This window comes from Marinomonas algae (assembly GCF_047525555.1).
GTDB lineage: Bacteria > Pseudomonadota > Gammaproteobacteria > Pseudomonadales > Marinomonadaceae > Marinomonas.
Genome location: NZ_JBLIXK010000001.1, coordinates 836,776 through 848,682 on the forward strand (window position 1 = coordinate 836,776; position 11,907 = coordinate 848,682).

Sequence of the window (11,907 nt, forward strand, 5' to 3'; positions counted from 1 at the left end):
TTAAATCTACACAAAAAGTCCATTTTTACTACTTAATTTCGACAAGGAAAAATGATGTCTAATCAGCTCACTAGAAAACCTAAATATTTAACCAGCTTAACTGTAGGCTCAGCACTATTAACTGCTTTGTCTTCTGCAGCCATTGCTGAAGAAGCAACTGAAACACAACTAGATACTCTAGTAGTTTCGGGCACCTCTTCTACCGAAGAGGGAGTTGATGCCATTAACTCAACTGCAACAAAGATGAATATCTCATTAAAAGACACTGCACGCTCAGTTGTTCAAGTATCTGAAGAAGAAATTAGTGATTTAGCTGCAACAGACATTCGTGAAGCTTCAGCTTATCAGGCTGGATTTCATACCGAGGCCTCCGCAGCTCGTTTCAGTATTGTTCGAGGTATTCAGAATAATATTGAAACTTTCTTGGTCAATGGTCTGCGTTCCCTACAAGGTGGTGAGGCTGGAACAGGCTCAGCATTGCCAAGTTCTTATAACTTAGAGTCTGTTACTTTCCTAAGTGGTGCTGATAGTATTTTGTATGGTTCTGGTATCGCTGGCGGTACGATCAACGCTGTCACTAAAAAACCTCAAGAAGAATCGGAAACTACCTTAGGTATCAGCACTCGCTCTTATTTAGCTGATGACGTAGGCTATTTCGACCGCAACCAAGTCAATGTAGATGTAGACTCCACAGGTAAATTAATTGGTGACGATGTTTTATATCGTGTTATTACTCGTGTAACACCAGATGGTGAAGAAGCTCAAGATGTACGCACCAGTGAAGATCAATTCATTGATGCTTCTTTAACATTTAAAATAGGTGATCGTACAAAAATAACCCCCCGCTTTGAATACAAAAATGAAGAAGGTGTAGGTACCAGTAGCTGGACTGATGGTTATTTTTCAAGTAATTACATCAACGGCACTTTAGGTATTTCAACAAATAGGTATGGTGAAGTTGCTGACCGTAGTTATTATTACGGTAGTGAAGATAGTACAGGCTATAACGAAGCGACTACAGCAGAAGTCACTTTCGAACACATATTTGAAAATGATTGGTCCATTAATGCTCATGCAGCCTTGGTAAATACAGACTCTGAGACTAGAGACTTATATGCTACAACAAGTGTAAATGGTGTTGGAAATGACACAGTCGGCCTCAAGTGGGTTTATGCAAAGAGTGAAATCGAACACCTTTTACTTGATACAAATATTCAAGGAAAATTCAAAGTTTCTGAGGTGGAAAACCATCTAATAGCAGGTGTTAATTTCCTTGATAGAGAGACTACTTTTGGGCGTGCGTTCCAAGATAATAGTGAAGCGGTATATACCTCATATGACAATCCAAGTAATTCATTCAGTACATCTTTTAATGATGCAACTGACGGCGGTGTTTCATTAATAGATCAGGCAAACTCTGTCGCAAGCACTTCCACAGACAAAGAAGTAAATATTTACGTAAAAGACCGTATTAATCTCGGCGATTTAACTCTTGCTTTGGGCTTGGGATATATGGATTACACCGGAGAAGAATCTGATGGAGCTTACAGTTCAGATTTTTCTAATTTGGCTTACGATATTGGCGCTGTTTATAAGATTAACCCTAACATGAATGCGTTTGCTTCTTACAGCCAATCATATGAGCCGGTTGATGTATCTGATGTAGTTCAATATGGTCAAGACGGCGTTGACTATGAGCCAGAAGAAAGTGATAACTATGAAGTTGGTATTAAGGGAGACTTTCTTAATAAAAAGCTAAACGCCAGCGTTGCTTTGTTCTACATCAATCAAAAAAATCCGACATCTAGAGAAACAGGTTCTGATGGAGAAACGATTCTCACGCAAGAGCTCGGTGAAGTATTTCGCTCTCATGGTGTTGAACTAAATGCACTTTATCATTTCTCTGATCGATTCTACAGTCAAGTTAACTATGCTTATACTGATGCTCATGACACAACAGGTGATGATGCAGGTAGACAAGCAAAGTTAACACCATTTAATGCTCTAACCATTTGGAATAGCTACTCATTAGCAAACCAACCAATCCGTCTAGCACTTGGAATACGTACTGAATCTAGCCGTTATGACGATGATGATATTGTTATTCCAGGTTATGCCGAGTTTGACTTTGGTACTTACTATGAAACAAAAGATTGGGATTTATCTTTCGTAGTGAAAAACTTGTTAGATGAAAACCGTATTTACGGTACAACAAACGGAGATGCCGTTGTAGTAAGCGAACCTCGTTCTATCAATATGAGCTTTAAATACCGTCTATAAATATTTGCTGAGTGGGCATAATATATGCCCACTCTTTTTTTACTTATTATATAGATTCATAATATGATCAAAATTCTCGAAAACATTGTATCGACTAAAGACATTTCCAAGATCAAAAAACTATTAAAGCAAGGCCATTTTACTCCCGGAAAAGATACTGCAGGATGGGCTGCTAAATCCGTAAAAACAAACGATCAATGGCATGCTGATTCAGAATATTCTGATGAGGTATTCAGCATTCTAAGCCAAGCACTTCTTTCCCACCCTCATTTCTCTGCATTTACCTACGCAAAAGATATTGCACCATTTCTGATTAGCCAAAGTCAGAAAGGAAATGGGTATGGAAGTCACGTAGACGATGCTCTTATGGGCCATCAACATATCATGCGGTCTGATCTATCCTGCACTATTTTTCTAGATTCCCCTGATAACTACACAGGCGGTGAACTTACAATTGATATGGGAACCACAACACTAAAATATAAACTTCCTATAGGGAGTGCGATTATCTACCCATCGACTTATCTACATCGAGTAGAACCCGTAACAGAAGGGTCTCGCCTCGTTGCTGTCACTTGGTTAGAAAGTTATGTTCGCAATGCGGAACAAAGAGAGATTCTTAGTGATCTTGATGAAGCTCGTCGAGAAGTCATGAAATCTCAAGGAAAAACTACTGCCTTTGATAAAATCAGTAAAACGCACTCTAACTTACTCCGACTTTGGTCAAACACTTAATACTTTCATTCTACCGCCTATCATTATTATAAACTCCTCCTTCGAGCCTTGGCTTTTTTGCCTCCGCTTGGCAGAATGCATATAAGATCATTTTTTAAACACGCCATGTCATCGCTGATTGGGAGAAAAGAAATGAAGTATCTAACGGCTTCTTTATTAAGTTGTGTTTTTACGTTCGGCTTTACGTTCGCTCAGGCAGAAACGCCAATCATAGATACACACATCCATTACAGTCACGATGCTTGGACAATCACACCGCCGAAAAAAGCCATCGGCATTTTACGGGATGCGGGGTTACAAAAAGCCTTTGTGTCGAGTTCCAGCGATGAAGGCACTCAAATGCTCTACGCAGAAGCGCCAGATTTAATCGTGCCTGTGTTGCGCCCTTACCGTTGGCGCGGTGAAACAGGCACTTGGTTTCGTGATGAATCCGTTATTCCCATGCTTGAAGAATTACTAGCGAAAAACACCTATGCGGGCATTGGTGAGTTTCATATTTACGGTGACAACGCGAATTTACCCGTCATGCGCCGAGTCGTTGAGCTGGCTTCTGAATACCAGCTTTTCCTCCATTTACACGGTGATTCGGATGCCGTTGAACATGTTTTTGCTCAAGACCCAAACGCCAAAATATTATGGGCGCATTCGGGTTTTGATGATCCGTACACCATTGCCGATATGCTAAAACGCTACCCAAATTTAACCGCTGATTTAGCCTTTCGCAATGAACACGCCTCCAATGGGAAAGTCGAAAGTGAATGGCGCGAACTTTTCTTAGCCTTTCCTGATCGAATCATGGTCGGCACCGATACTTTCTCCCCTGAACGCTGGTATTACATTATTGATCACGCCGATTGGAGCCGAGAATGGTTAGCGGATTTACCAAAGGATGTGGCTGAGAAAATTGCCTATAAAAATGCCTTGGCGTTGGCTGAATGGGCATTACATGAATGAGTATTAAAAGTAGGAAACGCATTCTTGGCATTGGCGCTTTCTTGCTACTTATTAGCAGTCAATACAGCCTCGCCTGCTCACTGCCAGAAAACGGCTACATAACACTGGCAGATAAAGACATGAGCATCGCCATTCGCTGGTCAAAAGATCTCACCGTCGGACGACCTTTTGAATTACAGGTGTTATCGTGCAAGGGAGAACAGCCCTTCACTGGCGACATTTCCGCTTCCGCCATCATGCCTGCTCACAATCATGGTATGAATTATCGCCCTAGTTTTGTGATGGAAAAACCTGGGCAATATAAAGGCGCTGGTTTTCTCTTTCACATGTTTGGCGTATGGCGATTGCGCCTTTCCTTCGTGTCCGATGGTCAAAAATACCATTTTGAACACGACGTAACCCTATAACCTAACTCTATGATAATGCTTCGTTTTTTTCTTTTTACTTGGATGTTAGCTGGCATAACAAACGCCTGTGCCGAAGTAGAATTCAACGAACAAGACATGGCTTTCATTCGATCTCTGGGCCCTTGGCCTGTAGAAACAAATCCAGACTCCAGCAATCGTTTTTCCCAACAAGAGCAAGCCATTGAACTTGGTCGACAACTCTTCTTTGATCGCCGTTTATCAGCGGACTCGTTTATCTCTTGTGCAGATTGCCACCAGCCAAACCAAGCGTTTCAAGATGGTATCGCCCTTAACAAAGGCTTGAATGTATTGCACCGCAACACCAGCAGCTTGATCAATATTGGTCACAGACCTTGGTACGGCTGGGGAGGAGAACACGACAGTTTATGGTCACAAAGCATTCGCCCAATGTTGGCTGAAACAGAAATGCACACAGACATCAGCACGTTAAAAACCACATTAGAACAAGACGCTTATTTCCAATGTGCCTTCCGACAAACAACCCAACAAACTCTGCAGGATCTTTCGGAAGAAGCCTTCCTGATTACTCTGGGCAAACTGCTCGCCAGCTATCAAGAAACCATTCGCACTGGAAAAAGCCCATTTGACCGTTATCGAGATCAGTTGCTCAAACAAGACACAAGCACTCCCGCTTTATCAATAAGTGCCCAAAAAGGCTTAAAGCTCTTTGTCGGTGAAGGCCGTTGTGTGTTTTGTCATTCAGGGCCAAATTTCACCAATGGAGAATTTGGCGACATTGGCGTCCCGTTTTTTACGAATAATGGCCAAAGTGTTGATAAAGGTCGCTATCAAGGCATTCAATCTTTGCGCAAAGACCCTTACAATCTATTGGGTAGATACAATGATGACCCAAGCAAAAACAACGCCTTACGAACACAGCATTTGCAAACCCTGCATCGTAATTGGGGAGAATTCAAAGTGCCTTCATTGCGCAATGTCGCACAAACAGCGCCTTATATGCACAACGGCAGCATTGAGACACTGGCCGACGTCATCGACTTTTACTCAGAACTAAACGAAGAAAGGCTCCACGCCGATGGCGAAAAAATACTTCGCCCTTTACACTGGAGCCAAGAAGAAAAAACCAATATGGCCGATTTCTTAACCTCTTTATCTGGAAAGGTGAAATCCGCCACAGAAAACAAAGCAATATTTCAGCAATGTTTTCTCGACTAACACTTTCTCTAAACCAACAAGAGCCATTCATGTCTATATCACCCATCAGCCTTCAAAACGCCACTGTTCAATTCGATGAGAAATTCACCTTAAACAACATCAATTGGACGCTAGAAGCTTCCCAACATTGGATGATCACAGGCTCGAACGGCTCTGGTAAATCCGCTTTGGCAGCAGTATTGGCTGGCATGGGCGACATCACTACAGGCCAAGTCTCGGGCTTGCCAGAAAACGTTGGTTTGGTGTCTTTTGAGGCACAAGCGGAACTCATTGCGGAAGAGCTAAAAAAAGACGATGCGGACATCATGGACGTGATCGCCATCGGCACGCCAGTACGAGAAATGATTTTTGATTATTGCTCAGACCAAAATCTAGCAGAGCAATTGGTGGAAAAGTTCGGCTTAAGCAGCCTACTTGATCGCGCTTTTCGCAAGCTTTCAACAGGGGAAACCCGCAAGGTGATGTTGATTCGCGCTCTAGCCAATCAGCCCGATTTACTGATTTTAGACGAACCTTTCGATGGTTTAGACGCCAACACCTTAGAGATGTTACAAGAACATCTTGCTTCCATCGTAAATCAGGTCCCTATTGTGATGGTGTTAAATCGCCTTGATGAAATGCCAAGCTTCATCACTCACATTGCTTACATGGACAAACAAGGCAAAGACCAAGGCGGGTTATCTCTTATAGTTGATCGACAAGACACCACCGAGTTTAATGAACTGCATCAACTATTGCATTTGAAAACCACGGAACTAGAGGTGCCAGAAGCCGACTCAAGCAACCAATTGCCAAAGCTCGATCCAGCTCAACCTTTGGTTCGCTTAAAAGACGTCACCATCAGATACGAAGACACCATCATTGTCGACAAACTCAACTGGACAATAGAACAAGGCCAACACTGGCAACTCAGCGGGCCAAATGGCAGCGGTAAAACAGGCGTTCTATCGCTGATCACTGGCGATCACCCACAATGCTACGTGAACGACATTTTTGTGTTTGGATTCCAGCGTGGCAACGGAGAAAGCATTTGGCAGATCAAACAGTTTATCGGCTATGTTTCCACCGCTCTGCAATGGGAATATCGCGTCAGCACAAGCTGCCGAAATGTGATTATTTCTGGCTTCTACGACAGCATCGGCATGTATTCCAAAGCCACCGACAACCAAAAGAAAATCGCCAACGAATGGCTTGCACTACTCGGTATGAAAGACCGCGCCGACTCGCCTTTCAACAAACTCTCCTACGGCGACCAACGCCTGCTCCTCATCGCCCGCGCCATGGTCAAACACCCACCACTACTGATACTAGACGAACCTTGCCTCGGCCTAGACGACCTCAATAGACAACTCGTCCTCGCCCTCATCGAGAAAATCTGCCAAGGTTCAGAAACAACCGTTTTGTACGTAAACCACCATGCGGAAGATAAAATTGGTGGAATCGAGCATTATTTGGAGCTAGTGAAGAATAACTAGTAACCAATGAAATATAAAACATATCAACACCGAGCGAAGCTTCTCGTGCTTGCACGCCGAAGCGAGGTGTTGATGTGTTTTTTATAACCCCAAACCGCAACTAAAACCGCGTCGGTGTTAACGCTTCCAGTAACGGGTTAGAGCGCCCTTCGACTAATTCTGCAAGCAGTTCTGAGGTGGTTGGGCCGAGTGTGAAACCTTGGTGTCCGTGTCCAAAGTGAAACCACATATTTTTGTGTTTTGGCGCCAGCCCAACAACTGGGAGCATGTCCGGCATACAAGGTCGTGTACCAAACCATTGCGGTTCTTTTACTCGTTCTTCAATGGGGAATAGTTCTGCCAATGCTCGTGATGCATGATCTAGCTGGCTCGTTTCAATAGGCGCATTGTGTTTCACCAAAGACGCGCCTGTGGTGAGTCTAATTCCGTCTTTCATCGAAGACGCAACAAAGCCATTGCTGGCATCTAAAAACGGTCGATTCAATGGCTCAGACGAAACAAAGTGCGCATGGTAGCCACGTTTGTAAATCATAGGGATGTCATAGCCAAGGGCTTTTAAAAACTCGGGAGACCAAGGACCTAGAGCAATAACCACTTGTTCCGCTTGCATCACGCCGTTTTCAGTTTCTATCGACCAGCCATTGTTAAGTTCTTTAAGGCTACTCGCTTTGCCTTGGCTAAATCGCCCTCCTCGCTCAACAAATAGACGGCAATACGCTTTGGTCAAATCCCCAGGAGAAGAACACGACCAGCTATCAGTGAAATGCACAACACCAGTCGGTGTCTGTAACAAAGCAGGCTCTTGTTCACTATATTCCTGTCCGCTAAATACATTGGATGAAACACCGTATTCTTGATGTAAATGGCTAGCTTCTTTGACTCCTGATTCAAAGCCTTTTTCATCTCGATACAATACCGAAAAGCCCTTTTTAGTCATCAGGTTTGTACTGTTTGAGGCTTCGATCAAGGCTTGATGATCAATTGTCGCGCGAGCAATAAGCTGGGAATAGGTTTGAGAAATAAGCTGATGTTTACGCTTTTGGGAATGATTAAAATAAGACCATAACACTGGCAACATTGAGGTTAAACCAGACAAACGCCAATGCACATCATTGTTTAATCCCAATGCAAATTGGCTTAATGTTTTAAAGTCTCTCGGTATTGCGTAAGGTTCAACCGCTTCTGCTTGAATCACACCCGCATTACCGTAGCTTGTTTCACATCCGGCTTGCTGTTGATCCACCAGCACCACGTCATGCCCGCGCGCCTGCAAAGCCAACGCACTGGATACGCCAACCATACCTGCTCCAAGAATCAGAAATTCAGCCACACTCTTTCTCCTGCCATGCTTTCCATGTAAAAACAAAAAAGCCACTTAAAAAAGTGGCTTCATAACGTTAAAACCTTTTCTACATTAATAAAAGAACAAAACCAACCAAAGCCGCAATTACGCCATAAGCCATCATTGGCACAATGGTTTTTTTGATAATATAACCTTCTTTATTCACAATTCCCAAGATGGTAGAAACCGCAATAATATTGTTGATACAAACCATGTTCCCCATAGCGGCACCAGCGGATTGCAAGGCAAGCACGGTTGTCACAGGCAAGCCAACTTGCTCAGCAATGCTGAATTGAATCCCACCAAAGGTTAGATTAGAAACGGTCGCAGAACCAGAAAAGAAGCTTCCAAGCGCACCAAGAAAAGCCGCGAAGTAAGACCAACTATCACCAGTCACATTGGCAAACGCATTGGCAATAAGAAATATCGGAGAGTGATCGCCACCTAACATCATGAAGTTGACCATGATTAAAGCGCCAGCCAAAGACACTAACGGCATTTTGATTCGTCGGCCTGTGTCCACAAAAGCTTCTTTGACTTTCTCTCTCGTCATTTTTAATAGTGGGATTGAGATCAAGACCACTAACAAAAAGGGAATCAAAGCCGGAACATACAAGGTTTTATAAGACCAATTAACAGATGTATTCAGAATGCCTTCTAGGGACAAAATAAGAGATTGGCTCACGCTAAAATACGCACTACCAACATCGAATCCGAACCAAGTGTTGCCGTCTGTTAATAACCCTTTAATGCCAAGCTGACCAATGCGCGTAACGATCAAAATCACGATTAACAAACCTAATGGAAACAAGGCAATCACCAGCTTATTAAGAGGGACTTTTTCACCTTTGGCAGCGTCTTGTTCAGCCGCTTTAAGGCCGACATCACGCTTAGCTAGCATAATGCTCAGCATTAGACCGATCGCCCCACCAATCAAAGCAGGAAACTCATAATTGAATGTCGCCAAGAAATAATATGGCAAGGTACAAGACAAAATACTCAACAGAATATAAAGAATATTGCTTTTGATTAATGCCCAGCTCACGACAAATTTAAGCGCAATAATAGGTACAACAAACGCTGCTGCTAAGTTAATTAAAGCTGTCTGAGAAGAAACATCAAGTAATTGTTCTGAACTCAGGTTCAACGCTTCAAGACCGAACCAAATAGGTGTACCAACCGCGCCGAATGTCACAGGAACAGAGTTCATCACCAGAGCCAACATCGCCACTTGCAAAGGTTTAAACCCAAGCCCAACCAGCATGGGCGCAGCAATCGCAGCAGGCGTACCGAAGCCAGAAGCGCCTTCTAACATGAAAGCAAACGCCCAACCAATAATCATCAGCTGAGCCACAGCATTGGTGCTAATGGATTCCAACCAACGAGCAATCACGCTTTCCGCCCCAGAAAATGCCAATACTCGGTTCAGAAGAATCGCCCCAGCCACAATAGAAATAGGCGTTAATACAGATAAAATACCAGACAGCGTATTAGCCATTAATAAACGGCCATCGGCTTGAAAATAAAACAGCTGAATCAAACCAACTAATAAAGCCGTCACGGGCAAAGCAATATGAGAAGGTACCGCCTGCTTTTTGGTCATTAACCAAATTAATAGAAGAATGGGGAAAGCGGAAATAAAGGTGCCTGCAAATGCCATTAATCTGTCCTTATTGTATTTGTATGATTTATTAAAATTATAAACCGAATAAACACAAATATGGCGACCTTAGTCAGAAATAACAATTTCTTATGACCGAGAGCAATAAAAGGGGAGAACTTGTCTCCAAGCTCTCCCTTAACATTACTGACTGGATTAAGAACTTATGGCAATTCTAATCCATCAAAATCAGAGGCATCGTGACGTTCTTTTAAGAAAACATCGCCCCAAGAACGGTTAACGATACGGCCGCGCTTAACAGCAGGACGGGCTTCTATCGCTTTCGCCCAACGAACAACATTGGTGTAACTTGCTACGTCTAAAAACTCAGCCGCTTCGTACAAGTTACCCAATACAAGGTTGCCGTACCAAGGCCAAATGGCGATGTCTGCAATGGAGTATTCTTCACCAGCAAAGTAAGTATTCTCCGCCAAATGCTTATCCAGAACGTCTAATTCACGTTTGACTTCCATCGCGAATCGGTCAATCGGGTATTGCATTTTGAAAGGCGCGTAATGGTAAAAATGACCAAAGCCGCCACCTAAATAAGGTGCAGAACCCATTTGCCAAAACAACCAGTTGCGGCATTCTGTTTTTGCTTTGAAGTCTTTTGGGATAAAAGCATCAAACTTTTCAGCCAAATATTGCAAGATAGAACCCGACTCAAACACGCGAGTTGGCGGTGTTGTGCTGTTGTCCATTAGTGCTGGAATTTTTGAGTTCGGATTAATCTCCACAAAACCAGACGAGAACTGATCGCCTTCGCCAATATTGATCAAATACGCATCGTACTCGGCTTCTGTTTTACCCAGCGCCAATAACTCTTCTAGAAGAATCGTCACCTTTTGACCATTTGGTGTCGCCAAAGAATGAAGCTGTAATGAATGCTTACCGACAGGCAATACTTTTTCATGAGTTGCTCCAGCAATAGGACGATTCGTGCTGGCAAACTTGCCACCGTTTTCGGATTCCCACTTCCATACTTTTGGCGGTACATAGTTTTGATCTAGATTAGAGTCTTTGCTCATTCGATTCTCCATTACTTATATTCTTTGTAAGAAACCCAAGACAGCGTACGTCTAAAGTGTATAGATTCATTTTATGGGACTGTTTACGTTATTCACAACAGATCAAATATGAATCAATTGGTCATAAACCCATTTCCCAGATTAGAAGGACAACAGATGACAATGCATTTTCGCCTCAAACCAGCCTTAGCGCTAACTGCCTTCTTAGGAGCCAGTGCGTTCGCTAACCTCGCACACGCCGCCCCTCAAACAATGATAGTCGCTGGCGGCTGTTTTTGGTGTGTTGAATCCGACTTCGAAGCCGTAGAAGGCGTGAGCGATGCCGTTTCAGGCTACATTGGTGGCCATACGAAAAACCCAACTTATCAACAAGTTGCAGGGAAAGGTACAGGTCATTATGAAGCGGTTGAAATCACCTTTGATGATGAGGTTGTTTCCTTAGAAGCCTTAGCGAATTATTTCTGGAAAACCATTGATCCAACTGATCCAAATGGACAATTCTGCGACAAAGGCTCCCCATACAAGACAGCCATGTTTTACCAAAATGAAGAACAGAAAGCTGTCTTTGAAGCTTCATTAGCCAATGTCGAAGAAACAAAACCCTTCGAAGCAGACATAGTGACAAAGATCCTTCCTGCCACTGAGTTCTATGTTGCTGAGGAATACCACCAAAGCTACTACAAGAAAAACCCAACCCGTTACGGCTTTTATCGATTAAGTTGCCGACGAGACAGCACAATCGAAAACCTATGGGGAGAAGTCGCTAGCAAAGATTACCACTAGTTTATCGTTTTTCAGGTTTGTCCCTTTATTAAAGGTATCCGTTTTC

10 protein-coding genes are annotated in these 11,907 nt (G+C 43.2%); 7 read left to right on the plus strand and 3 right to left on the minus strand.

The window, feature by feature from the left end:
- Window positions 1-54 precede the first annotated feature (54 nt).
- The 6 genes from ACMUMQ_RS03920 (at window position 55) to modF (ending at window position 7,048) form a co-directional block, all read left to right on the plus strand.
- Window positions 55-2,280 (plus strand): TonB-dependent siderophore receptor, encoded by a 2,226-nt coding sequence (locus tag ACMUMQ_RS03920; protein ID WP_414680703.1) that lies wholly within the window; start codon window positions 55-57, stop codon window positions 2,278-2,280.
- 63 nt (window positions 2,281-2,343) lie between these two features.
- Window positions 2,344-3,015 carry a Fe2+-dependent dioxygenase gene (locus tag ACMUMQ_RS03925; RefSeq protein ID WP_414680704.1) on the plus strand — a complete coding sequence of 224 codons (672 nt, stop codon included), beginning with the start codon at window positions 2,344-2,346 and terminating at the stop codon, window positions 3,013-3,015.
- A 132-nt stretch (window positions 3,016-3,147) separates the two neighbouring features.
- On the plus strand, window positions 3,148-3,969 hold the full coding sequence (locus ACMUMQ_RS03930) for an amidohydrolase family protein (protein WP_414680705.1): 822 nt from the start codon (window positions 3,148-3,150) through the stop codon (window positions 3,967-3,969).
- Window positions 3,966-4,376 carry a hypothetical protein gene (locus ACMUMQ_RS03935; RefSeq protein WP_414680706.1) on the plus strand — a complete coding sequence of 137 codons (411 nt, stop codon included), beginning with the start codon at window positions 3,966-3,968 and terminating at the stop codon, window positions 4,374-4,376. The genes ACMUMQ_RS03930 and ACMUMQ_RS03935 overlap by 4 nt, the downstream gene beginning before the upstream one ends.
- 15 nt (window positions 4,377-4,391) lie before the next feature.
- Window positions 4,392-5,573 carry a cytochrome-c peroxidase gene (locus ACMUMQ_RS03940; RefSeq protein ID WP_414680707.1) on the plus strand — a complete coding sequence of 394 codons (1,182 nt, stop codon included), beginning with the start codon at window positions 4,392-4,394 and terminating at the stop codon, window positions 5,571-5,573.
- Window positions 5,574-5,602: 29 nt separating this feature from the next.
- Window positions 5,603-7,048 (plus strand): molybdate ABC transporter ATP-binding protein ModF, encoded by a 1,446-nt coding sequence (gene modF, locus ACMUMQ_RS03945; protein ID WP_414680708.1) that lies wholly within the window; start codon window positions 5,603-5,605, stop codon window positions 7,046-7,048.
- Between the two features lie 100 nt (window positions 7,049-7,148).
- Here modF and ACMUMQ_RS03950 read toward each other — a convergent pair whose 3' ends face one another.
- From ACMUMQ_RS03950 to yghU, 3 genes are all read right to left on the minus strand, one after another.
- A complete protein-coding gene (locus ACMUMQ_RS03950) occupies window positions 7,149-8,378 on the minus strand; it encodes an NAD(P)/FAD-dependent oxidoreductase (protein WP_414680709.1) in 1,230 nt (409 codons plus the stop codon).
- 79 nt (window positions 8,379-8,457) lie between these two features.
- Window positions 8,458-10,050 carry an L-lactate permease gene (locus ACMUMQ_RS03955; RefSeq protein ID WP_414680710.1) on the minus strand — a complete coding sequence of 531 codons (1,593 nt, stop codon included), beginning with the start codon at window positions 10,048-10,050 and terminating at the stop codon, window positions 8,458-8,460.
- A gap of 164 nt (window positions 10,051-10,214) precedes the next feature.
- A complete protein-coding gene (gene yghU / locus ACMUMQ_RS03960) occupies window positions 10,215-11,078 on the minus strand; it encodes a glutathione-dependent disulfide-bond oxidoreductase (RefSeq protein WP_414680711.1) in 864 nt (287 codons plus the stop codon).
- A gap of 156 nt (window positions 11,079-11,234) precedes the next feature.
- Between yghU and msrA the strand changes: the two genes are divergently transcribed.
- Window positions 11,235-11,861 (plus strand): peptide-methionine (S)-S-oxide reductase MsrA, encoded by a 627-nt coding sequence (msrA, locus tag ACMUMQ_RS03965; protein WP_414680712.1) that lies wholly within the window; start codon window positions 11,235-11,237, stop codon window positions 11,859-11,861.
- Window positions 11,862-11,907 lie beyond the last annotated feature (46 nt).